The sequence below is a fragment of the Streptomyces sp. NPDC049577 genome (assembly GCF_040675635.1).
Taxonomy (GTDB): Bacteria; Actinomycetota; Actinomycetes; order Streptomycetales; family Streptomycetaceae; genus Streptomyces.
In genome coordinates, this window is sequence record NZ_JBFAPH010000003.1 from 14,999 (window position 1) to 34,780 (window position 19,782).

The 19,782-nt window shown below is 70.4% G+C and carries 10 protein-coding genes; 5 read left to right on the top strand and 5 right to left on the bottom strand.

Annotation, left to right across the window (positions count from 1 at the left end; translation table 11 throughout):
* Positions 1-277 precede the first annotated feature (277 nt).
* The 3 genes from AB0K09_RS00785 (at position 278) to AB0K09_RS00795 (ending at position 3,605) form a co-directional block, all read left to right on the top strand.
* Entirely contained in the window at positions 278-1,996 is a 1,719-nt protein-coding gene (locus AB0K09_RS00785; RefSeq protein WP_366063049.1) for an MFS transporter, read from the top strand.
* Between the two features lie 187 nt (positions 1,997-2,183).
* The gene (locus AB0K09_RS00790) at positions 2,184-2,789 is read left to right on the top strand and encodes a hypothetical protein (protein WP_366063018.1); all 606 of its coding nucleotides are present in this window, start codon (positions 2,184-2,186) and stop codon (positions 2,787-2,789) included.
* Between the two features lie 69 nt (positions 2,790-2,858).
* A complete protein-coding gene (locus AB0K09_RS00795) occupies positions 2,859-3,605 on the top strand; it encodes a class F sortase (protein ID WP_366063019.1) in 747 nt (248 codons plus the stop codon).
* A gap of 39 nt (positions 3,606-3,644) precedes the next feature.
* On the opposite strand, the gene AB0K09_RS00800 is transcribed toward AB0K09_RS00795, so the two are convergent.
* Positions 3,645-3,962, bottom strand: coding sequence for a hypothetical protein (locus tag AB0K09_RS00800; protein ID WP_366063020.1), 318 nt, complete (start codon positions 3,960-3,962; stop codon positions 3,645-3,647).
* A gap of 81 nt (positions 3,963-4,043) precedes the next feature.
* The gene (locus tag AB0K09_RS00805; protein WP_366063021.1) at positions 4,044-10,040 is read right to left on the bottom strand and encodes an RHS repeat-associated core domain-containing protein; all 5,997 of its coding nucleotides are present in this window, start codon (positions 10,038-10,040) and stop codon (positions 4,044-4,046) included.
* Between the two features lie 954 nt (positions 10,041-10,994).
* On the opposite strand from AB0K09_RS00805, the gene AB0K09_RS00810 reads away from it, so the two are divergent.
* Positions 10,995-13,733 (top strand): VCBS repeat-containing protein, encoded by a 2,739-nt coding sequence (locus tag AB0K09_RS00810; protein WP_366063022.1) that lies wholly within the window; start codon positions 10,995-10,997, stop codon positions 13,731-13,733.
* 57 nt (positions 13,734-13,790) lie between these two features.
* Here the strand turns inward: AB0K09_RS00810 and AB0K09_RS00815 are convergent, their stop codons facing one another.
* Positions 13,791-14,279 carry a MarR family transcriptional regulator gene (locus AB0K09_RS00815; RefSeq protein ID WP_366063023.1) on the bottom strand — a complete coding sequence of 163 codons (489 nt, stop codon included), beginning with the start codon at positions 14,277-14,279 and terminating at the stop codon, positions 13,791-13,793.
* 53 nt (positions 14,280-14,332) lie between these two features.
* Here AB0K09_RS00815 and AB0K09_RS00820 point away from each other — a divergent pair, with 53 nt between their 5' ends.
* Entirely contained in the window at positions 14,333-15,463 is a 1,131-nt protein-coding gene (locus AB0K09_RS00820; RefSeq protein ID WP_366063024.1) for a hypothetical protein, read from the top strand.
* Here the strand turns inward: AB0K09_RS00820 and recQ are convergent.
* Both recQ and AB0K09_RS00830 read right to left on the bottom strand, forming a co-directional pair.
* The gene (gene recQ / locus AB0K09_RS00825) at positions 15,420-17,339 is read right to left on the bottom strand and encodes a DNA helicase RecQ (RefSeq protein ID WP_366063025.1); all 1,920 of its coding nucleotides are present in this window, start codon (positions 17,337-17,339) and stop codon (positions 15,420-15,422) included. The genes AB0K09_RS00820 and recQ overlap by 44 nt on opposite strands.
* Before the next feature lie 60 nt (positions 17,340-17,399).
* Positions 17,400-19,439, bottom strand: coding sequence for a restriction endonuclease (locus AB0K09_RS00830; RefSeq protein WP_366063026.1), 2,040 nt, complete (start codon positions 19,437-19,439; stop codon positions 17,400-17,402).
* Positions 19,440-19,782 lie beyond the last annotated feature (343 nt).

Sequence of the window (19,782 nt, forward strand, 5' to 3'; positions counted from 1 at the left end):
GGTTTGCTTTCGGCGGGCCGAGCATGCGTGGAGCGAGCATGCGTGAAGATGGGGGAGATGACCTCGGGGGAAGACGGGGAGTACCGCAGTGACCACCGTGGGGCCGGCGCGTGCCGGGCAGCCGGGCGACGAGAATGACCAGCGCGACGAGCGCGCCGACGTCCCGCCCGGCCCACCCAGAACGGAGACCCGCGCCGGAGCCGACGGTTCCGCGCTGCGGCGCCTGCCGAGCTGGGCCGCCGTCGCGGACCGGCGCGCGGACGGCCGCTGGGCGGCCCTGACCCGGCCGGTCCCCTTCACCCTGCTCGTCGCGGCGGTGCTGCACCTGGTGTGGGTGCTGGTCTTCGCCAACAGCGGCGGCGACCTCGCCGCGCAGGACGCCTGGGCCGAGTTCGCCCTCCAGCACCCGGCGTCGGCGTACAACCTCGCCTGGTACGGCGGCATGCACCCCGTCTCGTACAGCGTGATCTCGCCGTACCTGATGGCGCTGGTCGGCGTGCGCACCACGATGATGATCGCGGGCACGCTCTCGGCCGGGCTGATCGCCCTGCTGCTGGAGCGCAGCAGGGTCGTCAAACGGCCGCTGTGGCCGGCCCTGTACGGAACGTTCGCGCTCACCTGCAACGCGATCTCGGGCCGGGTGACCTTCGGCCTCGGCATGATGTTCGGTCTCGCCGCCGTGGCGACGATCTTCGCGTGGCCGATGCGGTGGCGCTCCGAGGGCCGCTACCGCTGGGGCCGGGCCGCGCTGGCCGCGCTGCTGGCGGGGCTGTCGACGGCCTCCAGCCCGGTGGCCGGCCTGTTCGTCGGCATCGTGGCGGCCGCGCTCTGGCTGGGCAGGCGCCGCCCGGCGGCGTACGCGCTGGGCGTGACGCCGGTGCTGGTGGTGGCGGTGTCGGCGTGGCTGTTCCCGTTCTCCGGGCGGCAGCCGATGGCCTTTCCGTCGGCGATCCTGCCGCTGTGCGCGGGCGCCTTCGGCCTGTTCCTGACGCCGAAGACGTGGCGCACGGTCCGCATGGCGTCCGCCCTGTATCTGCTGGGCGTGACCCTGGTCTGGCTGATCCCCTCCCAGATCGGCACCAACATCTCCCGGCTGGGCATGGTCTTCGGCGGGGTGGTGCTGGTCGCCGTGCTGACGAACGGCAAGGGCGTGCCGCCGCGCGCCCAGTGGCTGCGCGGCGCCCGGGTCTGGACCGCGACCGTTCTCGGGATCGCGACCTGCACGGTCTGGCAGTCCGTGAACTCCATCAGCGACATCATCCACACCACGCCGGCCGCCTCCTGGGCGCGCGAGCTCGCACCGCTCGTCGACCAGCTCCAGCGCGTGGACGCCGGGCGCGGCCGCGTCGAGGTCGTGCCCGCCCGCAGCCACCGCGAGGCCTCGGCGCTCGCCCCGTACGTCAACCTGGCGCGCGGCTGGAACCGGCAGGCCGACCTCAAGCGCAACCCGCTCTTCTACGAGGACGGCAAGCTCACCACCGACAGCTACCGCACCTGGCTCGACCGCTGGGCCGTGCACTACGTGGTGCTGCCGACCGGCGAGCCGGACAACGCGGCCGTGGCCGAGGCCGCGCTGGTCTCCCGGGGCCAGCCGTATCTGACCCAGGTGTGGTCCGACGAGAACTGGCGGCTGTACGCCGTCAAGGACCCGACCCCGCTGGCCGCCCCGCCGGCCGTCGTGGAGCGGGCGGACGCCGACGAGCTGACGATCACCGTCCAGCAGCCCGGCCCGGTGCTGATCCGCATCCCGTACTCGCCCTGGCTCGGTCTGCTCGACCAGCACGGCAAGGCGGTCCAGCCGCCGAAGGCCGGACCGAACGGCGAGCCGCCGGTCAACCTCGACGGCTGTCTGACCAAGGAGGTCCAGCAGCCGAAGGGCGACCAGCCCCAGGACGACTGGACGCTGCTGCACGCCCCGCACGCCGGGACGTACCGCATCGCCGCCCCGTACAAGCTGCCGCGCGGCACGGGCTGCCCGGACGATCTCGCCCGCTAGCCATCCTCCGAACGGGTGAGCGGATCCTGTGTCCGCTCACCCGTTCGGCATGTGACGGCAGGGCGTTCGGGTGATACGGGGTGCGGGCCCCGCCGAAGGCGGTTTGGCTCGACTCGGAGGGGCGCGGAATTCCCACGTCCGCTGCGGCACATCGGTGTGCCGCGTCCGCGCTCACGGAGGAAGACGCATGCGTACTGCACGAATGCTCGCCGGGGCCGCCCTGACCATAACCGCCCTCGGCCTGGCCGGTGCCCCGGCGCTCGCGGGGGACTACGGCAAGCTGGAGATCAGCCCCGGCACCTCCTCGCCCGGCGCCACCGTCACCGTGAACACCATGGCCTGCGGCCCGGGCGGACACGGCACGGGCGATGCCAGCGCGGTCGGCGGCCCCGCGGCGTTCGAGCTGAAGGCGGGCACGGGCCAGGAGGCCGTGGCCGGCGAGTTCAAGGTGCCCGACTCGGCCAAGCCCGGTACGTACGGCATCGGCATGCGCTGCGACAACGGCAAGGAGGCCACGGGCGACCTCGTCGTCGCCGGTGGTGACTGGTCCAAGCCGTCACCCTCCATGTCCATGAGCCCGAGCATGGCCCCGAGCATGAGCATGTCCCCGAGCATGGGCATGAGCATGGCTCCCGCGAAGCCGCCCAAGGGCGGCATGAAGACCGGTGTCGGCGGTACGAGCGACGGCTCGGGCACCGCGGAGATCGTGGCCGGAGCGACGGTCCTGGCCGTGGCGGCGATCGGCGGCACCTGGTACCTGCGGCGGCGCGGCAACGGCGGCAGCCGGGCCTGACGGCCGGCCGGTCGGCCCGCCCCGCCCGCCGGGGCGGGCCGGACCAGGTGAACGGTTCGGAGGACTCCGATGCCCAGGGGCCGCGACACCCGCCTGCACGCTCTGCACAGGCTGCACGAGACCCGCCGGCACTACGGCCGGCTGCGTGACACCGTCCGCTGGACCCGCTCCCGCGCCGCCGCCGCGACGGCCCTCGGCACCGCCGTGTGCGCCGGCTGCTGGCTGATCGACTCCGGCGCGCACGTCCAGGGCTCGCCCCCGCAGCCGTCCGCCGCCCAGGCGTTCACCACGGGCCCCGCCTTCGCCCGCTTCCAGGAACTCGTCCCGCCGCTCTCGCCCGCCGCGCCGACGCGGGTGCGCATCCCCGAGATCGACGTCGACGCGCCCCTCGTACCGCTCGGCCTCCAACCGGACGGCACCCTCACCAGCCCGCCCGAGGAGGACCGCAACCTCGCCGGCTGGTACGCCGCCGGCACCCCACCGGGCGCGGCCGGCACCGCCGTCATCGCGGGCCACGTCGACACGGCCGCCGGCCCCGCCGTCTTCTACAACGTCGGCATCCTGAAGAAGGGCGACGCGATGGAGATCGCCCGCGTCGACGGCCGCACGGCGGTCTTCACCATCGACGCCATCGAGGTCTACACCCGAGCCGACTTCCCCTCCCGCAAGGTCTACGGCCCGACGGGCCGCGCCGAGCTCCGCCTGATCACCTGCGGCGGCGGCTTCTCGGAGGAGACGTCCGAGTACCTGGGCAACGTGGTGGTCTACGCCCACCTGACGGCGGTCCGCGACGCCGCGACCCGGCGGGGGGCGTGACGGAACGGGCCGGATCACTCACGCAGGCGGCGAGGGGAATCAGGAGGACCGGCTCTCGAAAGCGAGGGACCTGTCGATCCAGCTTCGCAGTGCGTCGAGAAGCGAGTGCAGCTCTTGTTCGTCCTCCGGGCCCACGTCGTCCGGCGTGTTCCAGGGAGAGTTCCTGAGGTCGTGGTGCCTGCTCAGTTCCGCTGCGAAGTCATTCGCCTGGTCAATCACCGAGGGGTCCACCGGACTCATGGCGCCGGGGATTCCGCGTACCGCTTCGGAGAGCATGTCCAGGCCGACCTGGCCTGCTTCGTACTCGGCGAGATATTCGGAAATGCGCTTCCACATGCGTTCCTTGTCCTCACTCATGCGCGAGAAGGTCTCATATCCGTGAAACGAGTGCAAGCCGCACCGTTTGCACAGTGCGGCTTGCCTCTGAAGGGTGTTCCGTTACCGCTTGTTCGGGACTCCGTTGATGGATCCGTCCCTGATGAATCGCTGGTGCGAGACGACCTGTGTGCCGTCGACGACCTCAATGATCCATTCGTAACGGCCGGTCTTCCCGTTCATGCCGCCCGGCATCTGCACCAGCGTTCGAGGCTTTTTGTCGCCGCCCACGAACTGGAAAACGGTTCCGCGTTCCGCGATCTGGTCGACCACCTGGTCCGGGGCTCGGTGTTCGGCATCCTTTTTCATCCCCGAGCCGTACCGGGGAAGGCGCTTGACAGCCTCCTGAGCCTCCTCCGGCGTGTCGACTGCCTTGCTGAGGTTCTTGGCTCCCTTCGCAGCGTCCTCTCCAGCTTCTGCAGCCTTTTCGAGCCGCTTGGCCTGCCTCAGGCTTTTGAGCCAATCGCCGAACGGGAGGAACCCGACCACCCCGACCACGATGCCCGTCGTGTCGCCCTCCTCCGCGGACTGCGCCAGATCGGCGGCGTCGCAGCCGGCACCCACGACGGGTATCCAGCTGCATACCGTCATGGCGATCCTGTCGGCCACGGTTGGCTTGTGGCGCACCTTGCTGAGGTCGGGCAGCGGTTTCAGCTTCTGCTTCGGTGCACTGCACAGCCTGTCCTGGCACCGATTGATGCCCATGCTGCCGCCACCACGATAGGAGGCGCTGCTGTAGGTCGCCTTGTAGCTGCGGCTCCAGGAACTGCTCGGTCTGGTCACGACCTCTTGGAAATAGTCGACGAAGTCCCTGGCCATTTCGATGATGGCGTTGCCGATGTCGAGCAGGCCACCGAAGAACTTTCCGCTCGGGTCGCTGTGGACGAGCGGGTTGTTGTTGCCGTAGCTGTAACCGTGTAGTTGCTGCGGATCAGTGAGGTCCGCGATGGGGTCGACGCTGACGAACCGCGCCAGTGCGGGGTCGTACTCGCGCGCGCCGAGGTGGACGAGGCCCGTGGCCTTGTCGTCGACGCCGCCCACGAAGCCGCGCTCACCGGGCCAGGTGGCCGGCTGGTCGCCGCGGGGGGCACCGAAGATGTCGGTCCTGCGCGCCGTCACGGCCAGGCCGGCCGCGTCCACGGTCGTGGTGGCCGTCCCGTGGTGGTCCGAGAGCAGATAGGAGAGCTTGCCCCCGGTACGCACCGCGACGGTCTTGCCCCCGTGGTCGTAGTAACGGGTGCCCGCCTGCGTCTTGCCGTCCGCCTTGAGCAGGACCTCGTTGCCTCCGGGGAGGTAGAGGGTGGTGCCGTCGGCGTCGCGGCGCAGGAGCCGGTTGCCTTCGGTGTCGTAGACGAAACTGCTGGTCTTCCCGTTCTCGACGACCTTGGCCAGATGACCCTCGGCGTCCCAGGACAGTTGCTGGTCCTTGCCGGCGACCTTGCGCCGCGTGGTGTTGCCGAGCTCGTCGTAGGCGAAGGCGTCGGGCTCTCCCGCGTCCCGGTCACCGACACGCGTGGTGACGGAAGCCAGGGCGCGCGGCTGCGGCTTGCCGTCGCCGGGGTAGGAGTAGGTGCGCTTGATGTCCTTTCCGGTGTTGCCCGTCACGTCGTGCCGGGTCTCGGTGGTCCTGCTGCCGACGGCGTCGTAGGTGTACGAGTTCCAGTAGGCGTCCGGACCGCCGACCCGGGGAGTGGCTCCGGCTTCCGGCCTTGCGGTGCAGCCGTCGGTGGCGCTCCACGCATGGGTGATGCGCTGCAGTGCGTCGGTGCTGAAGCACTGGGTGTCGGTGACCGCTGCGGCGTCCTGACCGCTGACAGTGCTCAGCCGGGTGATGTTGCCGGCCGGGTCGTAGTCGTACCGGGTGTCGTCGATGCGCTGCGGTGCCGCCTCGCGGTCGTTGACGACCCTGGTCAGCCGCCCGGTCTGCTCCTCGTACTCGGACGTGGTGTACAGGCGCTTGCCCATGGGGCCGTACTGGTCGCGGATGGAGCGCCCGAAGGCGTCGTAGGTGGTGTCCGAGACCAGGAGCTGGCCACCGGCCGAGGTCTCCTTGGGCAGGTCGGCGGCGTTGTAGCGGGTGGTGACCCGCTCGGCCGGGAGGCCGCCGAGGGAGGGCTGCGTGGTCGACTCGAGCAGGCCCGTCTTCGGGTTGTGCAGGAAGGACCACTTGTAGGTGCCGGCCAGCGCTCCTTCCGAGGCCGGGATGGTCACCTGCGAGGACTTCGCGTTGTAGAAGTCGTCGTAGGCGGTGGTTTCGGCCACGTAGACGTTGCCGTCGACGTACCGCTTCGCGGCGGCCGGCTGTCCCTTCGCGACGGTGTCGTACGTCCACTCCGACAGCAGGGTGCTTCCCTGCTTGAGAGTGGTCCGGCGGCCGAGCGCGTCGTAGCCGGACGTCAGGGTGTGCTTGCCGGCGTCCGTGAGGGAGACCAGCCGGTCGGCGTCGTCATAGGTGAGGGTGGAGGCCCCCTTGTCGGGGTCGTCCACACCGACCTTGCGGCCACGCGCGTCGTATGTGTAGGCCCACTTCGCGCCCGTCGGGTCGACGACCTGGGCGAGCTGTCCCCGCTTGTCGTAGGAGTAACGCGTGGACTGGGAAGCGGTCCGGTCCGCGTTGGTGTACTGGATCAGTTCGACGGTCCGGCCCAGGGCGTCGTTCACGGTCGTGGTGGCCGTGCCGCCCTTCGGGGGGATGACGGTGGTGCGGTCGCCCTCGTACACAGTGGTGTGCCGCAGGGTCTCGTCGCCGTACTTGCGGCCGATCGAGGCGGTGACCCGGCCGGCGCCGTCGTGGACGTACTCGGTGATGTTCGGGACCTTGGTGTCGTCGGCCTTGACCAGGGTGTCCGAGGGGTCACCGTCGGCGTAGTAGCCACCGTACGACTTCACGACCAGGCCGCGGGTGTCGTAGTACGACTCGCTGATCATCCGTCCCTTGCCGGTCGGCGAGGGCGCCTGGGCCTGCCGCATGCGCAGCAGCCCGTCATAGAGGGTGTAGGTCGTCGCCAGGGTGCCGTCGCCGTGCAGCGCAGTGGTCTTCACGCTGACCGGCGCCGTCTTGGACAGCTTGTACGTGTGCGCGATGTTCGGCGAGTCCGGGTAGGTCTTCTTGTCCCGCCCGGGCTGCCAGACCTTGGCAAGCCGGCCGAAGGCGTCGTACTCGGAGTCGGTGCGTTTGCCGTTGGCGTCGACGACCGCCGTGGCCTGGCCGCGGCCGGGGTCCAGCTCGGTGGTCAGGGTGTGCCCGAGGGGGTTGGTGACGACCGTCTTGACCGGTGCCTCACCTGTGGCCGGGGTGAAGGCCGTGGTCGTCTTGTTCTTCAGGACGTCGACGGAGGTCACCTGGCGGCCGTACTTGTCGTAGTCGCCGGTCTCCGTGGTGAGGAAACCGGTGCCCTTGCCGTCGTTCTCGTCGGTCCGGGTGACCCTGCCCGCGCCCTTCTCGGGCAGTTCGCCCAGGGTGCTGGAGCCGTCGTAGTAGGAGCGCTTCTCGGATATCAGGTCGCCGGAGGCGTCCTCGCCGTCACCGCAGGGTGCCGCGAGCCTCTTCTGGGAGGCGACCGCGTTGAGGATGTGGTTCTTCGGGTTGCGCGCGTAGGCCGTGACGGTGCACACCTCGTCGCCGGTCTTCGCCACGTCGCCGAGGTCCGACTCGCTGGTGACCATGCCGAAGTCGTCGAAGGACCGCTCGGTCCTCGTCCGTCGCCAGCCGTCCCCGACCGCCGTGCGGGTCTGTTCCGCCTTCACACCGAGGACATGGGCCTCCAGCGCGGGCAGTTCCGGCCTGGCACGAGAAGCCGTGGGACCCTTGTGCCAGGGTTCGTACGTAGTGGCGTGCAGCAGCTTGCCGCCGTCGCCGTCATACGTGGCCTGCTCCCGGGGCATGCCGGCGTACGCCTCGTGGTCGTCGGCCTTGTTCCCCTCTCCGTCGGCGACCTTGGCACCGGGGACGCCTCGGAAGAACCGGCTCTCGCTCAGCGTGCGCTTGTCGCTTCCGGCGCCGGTGCGGGTGAGCACCCGCTCGTATCCGCGGAAGACACTGTTGATCCGGTACTCCGGCTTGATCAGCTCGTCCTGGCTCTTGCCCCAGGCGGCGCCGCCGAGGTACTCGTAGTCCGTCTGCTTGGCGGGAGCGCCACCGGTGTTGTCGGTTTCCAGGACCTGCGTCACCACGTAGGTGTGGAACCAGTCCTTGATCTCCTTGCCGTCCGCTGCGGGAGAGTCCTTGGAGGACCAGTAGACCGGGTAACAGCGGCGGGAATTCGAGGACTCGTCCGGAAGGTTGCCGGCCTTGCAGTCGGGCGCAGAGTACGTGACGCCGATGGTGCCACCGGTCTCCGTCTCGATGCCGTAGACGCGGTAGCGGACCAGCGGCGGGATCGGATCGGTGTCCCGCTCCACGCGGTTGGCCATCTGGACGCCGGAGAAGGTAACGGGCGGCAGCGATTCGGACTTGCCACCCGTGTGGCCCGTGCGGGTCAGGGAGGCCAGCCACAGGGCCGGGGCCGAGCCGTCACCGGTGGACGGGAACTGGTGGTCGAGCTCCCAGGAGTCCACCGGCAGGTAGTTGCCGCCGGACAGCACTTCGGTGTCCACCTTCTTCAGGCGCTTGCGCGTCCAGAAAGTGGGTGAGTACTGGTCCTTGCACTCCTTGTCATCCGCCTTGCAGTACTGGTCGAACGGAACGTCGGGCCATTGCTTGGCGTTGTCCTTGGTGAACTTGTCCTCGGCGCAGTTGAAGTCCGAGGACGTCAGGCAGCGCTCGGCGTCGGTGAAATTCACCTTCCCGGCAGCCGCGTTGGCACCGTAGACGTTGTCGGTGCGCAGGCCGTACTCGATGCGCTTGAGGTAGCCGCCGCGGGCGTACTCGGTGGGGGTGCCCTTGCCGGTCGTCATGCTGACGTTGCGCGCGTAGCGGTTCGTCTCGGCGGCGTAGTAGAACGCCATGGCGTTGTCGTTGGGATCGACGACATAGTCGAGGTTCCAGCGCCATGCCTGGTTGCAGGAGGAGTCGCCGAAGGCGTCCTTGTGGCAGGGCTCACCGGCGTGGTTGCCGTAGACCGGGACGTTCCAGGTGGAGTTCGTCTCGGTCTTGCCGGACGACCATCCGGGAAGGCGGTTGTAGCCGAAGTAGTACTGGGTGCCGTCCGGAGTCGTGACGCGCCAGTATTCGCCGTCGTTGTCGCCGTTGCCCCGACCGGTGTCCGTCAGACGGACGATGGTGGTCCCGTCGTCCCGGCGAAGCTTCCAGGCGCCGGTCTTGTCGTCCTTGACGAGCTCGTTCGACTTGCCGTTCAGGGAGATCGTGGCGTTGTCGGTGCCCCAGCAGAGGTCACCGTTCTTGGCCTTGTTGTTGCCGTCCTTCATGTCGTCGACGCACGACTTGTACTTGCGCTCGATGAAGTTCTCGGCCAGGGACCAGCCGTCACCGACCCAGTTCGCCTGGTTGTTGGTGGCGGCGGTGCGGCCGTCGACGGACTGGGAGGAGTAGGCCAGGTCCAGCTGGGGCTGGAGCCCGCCGGGCACGGCGGGCACGCTCATCGGGTAGGACCAGGAGAACGACCCCGACGAGCCACCGGCTTCCCACACACCGGATGGGGAGAGGGACGTCGCCTTGTAATCGCCCGACGCGCCGGAGACACCGGCGGTGGCGGCGAGCAGCATGGGGGCCGCCATGAGCGAGCGCTTCTGCCGGCTTCCCGCGGTGGGAGCCGAGCTCATTGGCATGGCCAACTTGGCCTTGAGCGTGCCCTCCTGGACGTCGTTGCGGACACCCGGCAGCGGCTTGCCCGCCTTGCACGACGCCTTGTCAGGGTCCGTCAGAGCGCAGGACGGAAGCTGGACGAGAGTGAGACGCGAGGCCCAGTCGCCACCGTAGGCATAGCGGAACGCGGAGTAGTCCAGCTCGACGTCGAAGGTCTTGCCCTCGGCGGCCCGGTCACCGGCACCCACCTTGAGGAGGACGCCGTTGACGCCCGCCTTCTTGGCGGCAGAACGGTCAAGGGTCTCGACAGTGACCTTGCTGGAGGTGCCGGGCTTCGGTGCGGACGCGTCCGTCACCGAAAGCGGCAGGCCGCCGGCGCGCACCTTGCGCGGTTCGGGCTTCTGCCCGGAATTCTTGGGCGTTACCAGTTCCGTAGTGGTCTTGCCCGGCTTGGGCCAGCTAGCGGACGGAGCCCTTTTCCAGGCCTTCTTGCCGGCCTGATCGGCCTTCTGGTTCTTCTGGCCTCCGACCTTGCTGACCGGAACCGGTTTGACGCTGTTTTTGAGAGGTCGAGGTGACTTGCTGTCCGCAAACGCTGTCGCAGATGCTCCGGACAGGGTGCCACCGGTGATGGCGAGAGCCAAAGAGGCCGCAAGCGTGCGCCTCCATGGTCTGCTTCTTGGTCTGGGAGAAGAAGAAAATACCGCGGCTTCGCCGCGGTTGAAGGAACGCAGCACGCCGCCCCCATATCGGTGATCTTACCGTCGGAACATTAACTCCCCTTTACGTAGATGCGATAGGACGTTGGTCCCGAAACGGACAGGTATAAGGTCCCGAGATGTGCGAGTCGGCTGCTTCTTGGTCGTCCTGATGCCGACTCAAGTAGGCGCAGTCTTCTCTTGAGGGCCCTGCATTACTCTCGTTTGGCGCATGCTTTAAGCTCTTTGCTTCAGGCGTCGCGAATCCAGACTCTTCCGTTCCATCGAAGGATCGTCATGCCTGCACCGCCGTCCCGTCACAGACCGCGCGCACGCCGGCGTTTTCTCCTCGTCGGCGCCCTTGCCGGTGGAGTTCTCGCCACCACTATCGTTCCGCCGCTTGCCGCAGCTGCTCCACTTTCCGAAAGCAGGCAGGACCTGCCGCAGGCATCCGCCGTCGGACGCGCTGCCGCACAGGCCAAGGAGACGGGCGAGCCCGTTGAGGTGATATCTCGGCGGACCGAGTCGTCCGCTGTCTTCGCAAACCCCTCGGGCACATTTACCGAGGAGCGTTATGTCGTTCCCCAGCGCGTCCGCAAGGGCGGCAAGCTGGTGGACATAGACGCCACCCTCCAGAAGACCAAGGGCGGCCGTCTCTCCCCGAAGGCGACGGCCGTCGGTGTCGAGTTCTCCGGCGGCGGCAGCGGGCCGCTGGCGACCGTCACGCGAAACGGGCGCAGCATCGCGCTGTCGTGGCCGAAGGCGCTGCCGAAGCCCGCCGTCGAAGGTGATACGGCGACCTATCCGAACGTCCTGCCCGACGTGGACCTGATGCTGCGCGCCGGCTCGGACGGGTTCGCCCAGCTGCTGGTGGTCAAGACTCCGCAGGCGGCGGCCAACCCCGAGCTGAAGACCGTCAAGCTCGGCATGGCCGCCGACGGCGTGAAGGTGTCAACCGACGAGCACGGGAACTTGAGCGCCACCAACCCCGCCGGGCAGGAGGTCTTCCAGGCTCCCACCCCGCGCATGTGGGACAGCTCCACTCCCCGGTCGTCCGCTCCACGTGCCGCGCGCTCGATGGCCCGCGCGGCCTCCCCCCAAGGCTCCTCCGAGGTCTCCCCGGAAAACGTGTTCCAGCCCGGCGCCGGAGCCAAGGAGTCGGCGGTGCCGATCGAGGCGGGGCAGCGGCACCTCGCGCTGACTCCCGATCAGAAGCTGCTCACCGGAAAAGACACCCACTACCCGGTCTACATCGACCCGTACATCTCCGGCAGCCGGCAGGCCTGGGCGCTGGCCTACAAGAAGTACCCCAACAGCGCCTTCCTCAACGGATCCGGCTGGGGAGGATCCGGCAAGACGACCAACGACGCGCGGATCGGCTACGAGAACGAGACCGACGGGCTGGGACGCTCCTTCTTCCAGATGGACACCAAGGGCCTGTGGGACAGCGACAAGCAGATCGTGAGGTCCACGTTCCGCATCAAGAACACCTGGTCGTGGTCCTGCCAGGCCCGCGAGGTCCAGATCTGGGACACGGGAACCATCAGTTCGAAGACGTCCTGGAACAACCAGCCCAACTGGTACACCAAGATCGACTCGGTCAAGGAGTCGAAGGGCTGGGGCAGCTCGTGCCCGGGCGGCAACCTGGCCTTCGACGTGACCGCCGCGACGAAGCAGGCTCAGCAGAGCAAGTGGTCGAACTGGACGCTCGGGCTCCGGGCGGCGGACGAGTCGGACACGTTCGGCTGGAAGAAGTTCGACGCCAGGACCGCCAGTCTCTCGACCGAGTACGAGGCGCCGCCCAACACGCCTACCGATGTCGGTACCAACCCGTCGGTGACCTGTCAGGCCGGCGCGCTGACGACCGTCGGCGACACGGACGTCCAGCTGTTCGCGAAGATCAGTGACCCTGACGGCGGAACGGTCAAGGCCCGCTTCAACATGTGGAACACCGACGGGTCTCCATCCGTCTTCGACCAGACCGTCTCCGTCACCAGCGGAACCGTCGCCCGGGTCACGGTGCCGAGGTCGGTGCTCAAGGACGGCGCCCTGCACTCGTGGCAGGTGCGTGCGGGCGACGGACGGTCCTTGTCCCCCTGGGCGCCGGCCGAACCGTGCCGCTTCACGGTCGACAAGTCCCGCCCGAGCAATCCCCCTGCCGTCTCCTCCGCGGAGTACCCCGACGGAAGCAACGGCTGGCCCGCCGAGACCGGCACCGTCAGAACGCCCGGAACCTTCACCTTCAGCGCCGGCGGCGTGAAGGACGTGGAGAAGTACGAGTACTGGAACGACTGGAACTCAACGGTCAACACAGCCAAGCCGGACACACCGGGCGGTCCGGCCACGGCGAAGATCGCGCCGATGGCCGCAGGCCCCCACAAGATCTACGTCCGTAGCGTCGACCGGGCGGGCAATCGCTCGGACCTCACCGCCTACCTCTTCTACGCCGCCGGCCTGAAGGCCAAGGACAAGCCCGGCGACCTGAACGGCGACGGCACTCCGGACATGTACGGGGTGCGCACCAACGGGGACCTGCGCATCTACGCGGGGCTCGGCGACGGCAGCGTAGGCCCCGGCGTCCTGGCCACCGGCCAGAACTTCAAGGACTCGCTCATCACGCACCGTGGTGACTGGACGGACGACGGCTACGAGGACCTCGTCGAGCGCCGCTTCGACCCCGTCGACAAGGTCAACAAGCTGTACGTCCGCCCCAACGACGGCCGGGGCGAGCTCGCGGACGCCCCGCCCCGTGAACTCCGCCTCTACGACGAGCAGAACAACCACTGGCAGAAGGCCGCGCAGATCCTTGCGATCGGCGATGTCGACGGCCCCGTCGACCTCGACGGGGACGGAACCATCGGTGAGGGCGACCGCCCCGGCTACCCGGACCTCCTGGTCAAGGAGGGCGACCAGCTGTGGCTGTACTTCGGATCGCCCAGCGGATACCTGGACGAGAACATCGACCAGCCGCCGGTCCTCGTCGGTGACGGCGGCTGGAGCGGCTACGACCTCGCTGCCGCCGGCGACGTCACCGGCAACAAGCACGCCGACCTGATCGCACGCGAACGGTCCGCGGGAGCGCTCTTCCTCTACCAGGGCACCGGCCCGGCGGGTGAGGGACTCGGATCCCTCTCCGGCCGCGTCCAGATCGGGCGCAACTGGTGGCCGACGACGCGACCCCTGATCACCTCCGGCGGCGACGGCGACAACGACGGCACGCCTGATCTGTGGGCGACGACGGACAACGAGAACGCCGGGCTGCTCTTCTACCCGAAGGTCACCCCGAGCGGACACGGAGACCCGCGCGCGATCGGGACAGGCGGCTGGTCCGCATTCCAGTCGCTCAGCTGAGGCGAGACGGCCGTACCCTGTGGGGGTGCGGCCGTCGGACGTATCCGCGGAGTGGCCTCAGGACCGGGCGGCCTCCCGGGCCCACGCCGTCAGGCCCGCTATGAAGCCCGCCCGGTCGCGGGGCGACAGGCTGTCCAGGGCGCGGAGCAGCGGTGCCGAGCGGGCGGCGATGAACTGCTCGACCAGCGGGCGGTGTTCCGGGGTGAGGCTGAGCAGCGTGCGGCGGCGGTTCGCCGGGTCCTCGCGGCGGTCGACGAGGCCGGCGCGGTTGAGGGCGCCGACGAGCTCGCTGACCGTCGAGAGCGACAGCCCCAGGCGGGCCGCGAGCTCGCTCACCGTCAGCGGCTCCTCGGCGAGCAGCCGCGGCAGCACGGCGCCATGACGGGCCGTCAGTCCATGAGCGTCGAAAGCCGCGCGCAGCGCGCCCGGCATCTGGGCCGAGGCCTGCCGCATGTACGGCGAGAGCAGCGGGACGAGGCCGATGGCCTCGGTCTCCTCGGGCGTCGGCAGCCTGGACGGCTTCCCGGCGTGGGCATCGTGCGGCATACTGCGAGTCTAGATGCTTCGGATATCCGAACTGTTTGGAGAGCCGGATAATTATGCCCGCAACCGGTTACACCGACGCCCTCAACGACGCCCTGGACCGCCTCGCCGACCTCGGATACGAGCGCGGCGTCGGCGCGGACCTCGCCAACCACGGCCCCATGGGGGCCGAAGCCCTCGCCGCCACCGGCCACGGCGACGCCGTCGCCGACTGGGTCGAGGGCTACCGCCACGCCATGCCGCACCACGAGGTGCCCGCGCCCCGCTTCCCGCTCGACCCCGCCGACGAGTCCTCCTGGCGGCCCGCCCTCGGCGACTTCTCCCGGGCCGGCGACTGGGAGGCCCTCTTCGCCCGCGAACTCGCGGACGCGCACTGGCGCGACGTCCTCACCCGCTGGTGGCCCCGCCTGACACCCGGGCTCCTCGCCGGGCTCACGCACGGCCTCATCCGCACCGCGCACGCCGTGCGCTCGCTGTCCGTCGTCCCGGACCGGCCCACCCCCGCCCAGCTCACCGAGCTGGCCAGGGGCCTGGGCTACTGGGCCGCCCGCTTCGCCCACCTCCCCGGCGAGGCGCGCCTGAGCGGCACGCACGACCTGGGCGCCGCCATCGCCTCCGTACGCCGCACCCCCTACCCCGAGGGTTCGCGCGGCCGGCAGGCCGCCGGGCGCCGGCTGGCGCACCCGGAGGAGCTGCCCGGCTACGCCGACGCCCTCACCGCACCGGCGCCCGGCCGGGCGCAGTGGCTGCTGAGCGAGATGACCACCGAATTCGCGGGCGTCTACCTCGCGCACCCCGAGGTCTTCCCTGTGCCCCTGATCCACGGCGTCACCGCGCCCGCCGCCGCGCGACTGGTGCTGCCGCACCTGCCGGCCGAGCTGCACGAGCCGACGGTGGCCGCGCTCTGGCACGTACAGGCCACGCTGCTGCTGACCTTCACGCAGGACCGCGCGGAGGAAGCGGACGCGGTGCGCGTCGCACGCGAGACCGAGGTGGAGGCGCCACCGTTCGACGAGCTCGTCGCCCGCGCGGTCGAGCACGGCGACGAGCACGTCATCAAGTTCACCGAGGCGTGCCGCCGCGAGCACGCCCTGCGCCCCGACCCGCGCTACGCGGCCGCCGTCACGGCGGCGCAGCAGCGGATCAGGCCGAGGCCGGCTCGGCTGAAGGGCCGATCGCACCACTGAGCACGCCGAGGATGGGCTCGCCGTACTTGGCCAGCTTGTTCTCGCCGACCCCGCTGATGGTGCCGAGCTCGTCGAGCGAGCCCGGCAGGGCCGTCGCGATCTCGCGGAGCGTCGCGTCGTGGAAGATCACGTACGCGGGAACGCCCTGCTCACGCGCGGTCGCGGCGCGCCAGGCGCGCAGCTCCTCGAAGACCGGCACCGCCTGCTCGGGCAGATCGGCGACGGCGGCGGCACTCCGCTTGCCGCCGCTCTTGCCCGCGGCGCCGCTCTTCGCGGAGCGCCCCGGCTTCTCCGGCTCGCGCCGCAACGGCACCTGCCGCCGCTGCCCCAGCACCTCGCCGCTCGCCTCGGTGAGCACCAGCGTCCCGTACTCGCCCTCGACCGCCAGCAGCCCCTGCGCCAGCAACTGCCGCACCACGCCCCGCCATTCGGCGACGCTCAGCTCCGTGCCGATGCCGAAGACCGTGAGCGCGTCGTGGTCGTGCTGGATGACCTTCGCGGTCTTCTTCCCCAGCAGGATGTCGATGATCTGCCCCGCCCCGAACTTCTGCCGCCGCTCCCGGGCCAGCCGGAAGACCGCGGACAGGAACTTCTGCGCGGCGATCGTGCCGTCCCAGGTGACCGGCGGGGTCAGACAGGTGTCGCAGTTGCCGCAGGCGCCGGCGCCGCGCTGCCCGAAGTAGGCCAGGAGCTGGGTGCGGCGGCACTCGACCGTCTCGCACAGCGCCAGCATCGCCTCCAGGTGCGCGGCGAGCCGCCGCCGGTGCGCGTCGTCGCCCTCGGAGCCGTCGATCAGCTTCCGCTGCTGGACGACGTCCTGCAGCCCGTACGCAAGCCAGGCCGTCGACGGCAGCCCGTCACGCCCGGCGCGGCCGGTCTCCTGGTAGTAGCCCTCGACGGACTTCGGCAGGTCGAGGTGGGCGACGAAGCGCACGTCCGGCTTGTCGATGCCCATGCCGAAGGCGATCGTCGCGACCATCACGACGCCGTCCTCGCGCAGGAAGCGCGACTGGTTCGCGGCGCGCGTCGCCGCGTCCAGCCCGGCGTGGTACGGCAGGGCCTCGATCCCGTGCCCCGCCAGGAACGCGGCCGTGTCCTCGACGCCCTTGCGGGACAGGCAGTAGACGACGCCCGCGTCCCCCGCGTGCTCCGTGCGCAACAGCTCCAGCAGCTGGTTCTTCGGGTCGTTCTTCGGCACGATCCGGTACTGGATGTTGGGCCGGTCGAAGCTCGCGACGAAATGCCGCGCCCCCTCCAGCCGCAGCCGCGTGGCGATCTCCGCGCGGGTGGCCTCCGTGGCCGTCGCCGTCAGGGCGATGCGCGGCACGTCCGGCCAGCGCTCGTGCAGCGCGGAGAGCGCGAGGTAGTCGGGTCGGAAGTCGTGGCCCCACTGGGCCACGCAGTGCGCCTCGTCGATCGCGAACAGCGAGATCTTCCCGCGCTCCAGCAGCCGCAGCGTCGCGTCCACGCGCAGCCGCTCCGGGGCGAGGTAGAGCAGATCCAGCTCGCCGGCCAGGAACTCCGCCTCGACCATGCGGCGCTCGTCCGGATCCTGCGTCGAGTTCAGGAAGCCGGCCCGTACGCCCAGCGCGCGCAGCGCGTCCACCTGGTCCTGCATGAGCGCGATCAGCGGCGAGACCACGATCCCGACGCCCGGCCGCACCAGCGCCGGGATCTGGTAGCACAGCGACTTGCCGCCGCCCGTCGGCATCAGGACGAGCGCGTCGCCGCCGGCCACGACATGCTCGATGATCTCTTCCTGCTCGCCCCGGAACGCGTCGTAGCCGAAGACGCGCCGCAGACAGCGCAGGGCATCGCCGGCCTCGGCGATCTCCGCGGCGTCGGTTTCCTGGGGGGTCTGCGTGGACTGGGCCATTCCAGGAGTCTATGGGCCCCCACCGACAGCGGGGGCCGGAACGGTCCGGATCAAGGACCCTCAGGCGACCTCGATCCCGTACTCCTGCACCAGCGCCTCCAGCCCCCCGGCGTACCCCCGGCCGCCGATCACGAAGTCCCAGTCGCCGTTCGGCCGCCGCCGGAAGGAGCCGAGGACCAGCGCCGTCTCGCCGGGCCGCCCGTCGGAGACCTCCAGCTGCCCCAGCTGTGCCCCGGAGGCATCCGCGAGCCGGATCCGGGCGTCCGTGAACTCCGACAGATCGGCGTCCGGATTGACCGCCGGATCTATGGCCGCCGCCAGCACCAGCCGGTCCGCGTCGGCCGGCAGCGCGTCGAAGGCCACCTGGAGCGCGGCCTTGTCCGCGGCGGACGGCGCGGCGGCGCGCACCGAGCCGTCCGGGGTGCGCTGGTTGTTGTAGAAGACGAAGTGATCGTCGCTGAGCACGCGCGAGCCCCGGCAGACCAGCGCGCACACGTCGAGCGCGACCCGGCCGGACCAGGACATGCCCAGCACGTTGTGCGCGCCGGCGGGTGCCCCCGCGCCGCTGTCCGCCCGCCGGGGGGCGCCGCCCCCGAGCCGCCCCCGCAGCCCGTGCTGCGCGAGCAGCTCCACCAGCTCCTCGCCCGAGACCAGCGTGAGCGGCTTGCCGTTCGCGAACGCGTACGAGCCCGGGCCGAAACCGGACGTCGTCACCAGCACGCCCTTGTTGGCCCCGGCCCCCTGCACCGTCCCGTACAGATCCCGCACCGCCGTCGGCGGCACGGTCTTGCGGTACCGCTTGACCTGCACGATGATCCGGCCGCCGCTGATCGGGTCCGGGTCCAGCGCCTCGACGTCCACACCGCCGTCGTTCGACCGCTGCGTCATCACCGCGCGCATCCCGCGCGCCCGGAACAGCTCCGCGACCAGCGCCTCGAACTCGACCGGGTCCATCTCGAACAGATCGGGATCGTCCCCGCCGCCGTGCGACACCACCCCGCGCCCGACCTCGTCCGGCTGCCGCGCGGGACGCACGGCCACGCGCTGGTCCGGCTTGGCGGACAGCTGACCGCCGAGCCCGCCGGTCAGGCACTCCACCGCGCTGACCTGTTCCAGATGCAACTGCGCGAACGTACTCCGGTCGACCCCCACCGAGGCCAGCACGATGTGCGTCCGCCGCCCGGTGGCCGGATCGTGGTCGTCCACGAAACCGTTGAGCGCGACCGACTCCAGGATCCCGAACTCGTCCGCCGCGAACAGCTCCCGCACCGCCAGCAGCACGCACTGCGCCAGCACGTCCCGGTAGACCGCCCGCCGCTGCGTGAGCGGCCGCGCCGTCTCCTTCTCCTCGTCGGCGGTCGGCAGGTACCGCACCGACTTCGTCTCCGGCACGACCTCGAACCCGGGCAGCTCCCAGTTCAGCACCAGCTGCCGGGCCCCGGGGTCGTAGGCGGCGGCGATCTGGTGCGGGAACTCGTCCGGCCACGCCGGCGAGGCGTACAGCGCGGCCGAGAAGTACTCCACGACCGCGTCCGGATCCCCCTCCCGCAGCGCGCCGACCATCTCCCGGATCCCCGCGTTGTGCTGCCGGATCTCGGCCAGCGTGCCGGCCGCCCACTGGTCGTACTGCTGCCGGTACGCGGCCAGTTGCTGCTGCCGGTGCGCCTCGGCCGCCTGCGCGGCCTGCCAGTCGTGCTCGAACTGCGCGCGGTTGCCGAAGCCGCGGTAGCGGCTGGGATCGGGCATCGGCACCGGCTGCCCCAGGTGCCCCGGGTGGAACGGCTCCAGCTGCTCGGCCCGCTCCAGCGCCCGCGTCCGGAACCCGGGCGCCCGGCAGCCGGCCACCAGCAGCCCCTGCAACTCCTCGACCTGCCGCTCCATCTCCTCGGTCCGCTGCCGCGCCTCGGCCTCGCGCGCCTGCCGGTACGCTTGCCGCGCCTCGCGATCGGCCCGGGCCCGTTCCCGCTCCAGCGCCCGCTGCTCCTTCTCCCGCTCGCGCTGCTCCCGCACCACGGCCCGCTGCCGCGCCTCCTGCTGCCGCTGCTGCTGCCGCTGCGCCTCGGCCCAGAGCCCTATCAGTCCACTGGAGCGCCGACTCATACGGATCCCTGCCCCTCCCCTTGCCGGGGCGTCTTCCCGATGGACCCCGGCCGCGCACGTACCGACATGCCGTCCACCCGGCCGCGCCCCCGGGGCGCGGGTGGGGTGACCAGCGGTGACGGATCAACTTTAGTGGGCGGGGGTGGGGGAATGATCACCTGTGCGGGGGAATCGGGGCCGGGCCTCGGCGGCCGTGCCATGCCTTCCGGCGTCATGCGTTCGGCGAAATCCGGGGAGCGAGCCGTCCCCTACCCTGACGGGGACAGGCTCTTCAGAGAGGGGCTCGATGTGTCACCCGAAGCCGATCACGGCCCGAACGCCGACTCGCTGGTCTTCGGCCAGC

Excerpts from the sequence above, each read along its gene's own strand:
- AB0K09_RS00790 (WP_366063018.1), top strand. The coding sequence starts at position 2,184 with ATGCGTACTGCACGAATGCTCGCCGGGGCCGCCCTGACCATAACCGCC.
- AB0K09_RS00795 (WP_366063019.1), top strand. The coding sequence starts at position 2,859 with ATGCCCAGGGGCCGCGACACCCGCCTGCACGCTCTGCACAGGCTGCAC.
- AB0K09_RS00800 (WP_366063020.1), bottom strand. The coding sequence starts at position 3,962 with ATGAGTGAGGACAAGGAACGCATGTGGAAGCGCATTTCCGAATATCTC.
- AB0K09_RS00815 (WP_366063023.1), bottom strand. The coding sequence starts at position 14,279 with ATGCCGCACGATGCCCACGCCGGGAAGCCGTCCAGGCTGCCGACGCCC.
- AB0K09_RS00820 (WP_366063024.1), top strand. The coding sequence starts at position 14,333 with ATGCCCGCAACCGGTTACACCGACGCCCTCAACGACGCCCTGGACCGC.
- recQ (WP_366063025.1), bottom strand. The coding sequence starts at position 17,339 with ATGGCCCAGTCCACGCAGACCCCCCAGGAAACCGACGCCGCGGAGATC.
- AB0K09_RS00830 (WP_366063026.1), bottom strand. The coding sequence starts at position 19,439 with ATGAGTCGGCGCTCCAGTGGACTGATAGGGCTCTGGGCCGAGGCGCAG.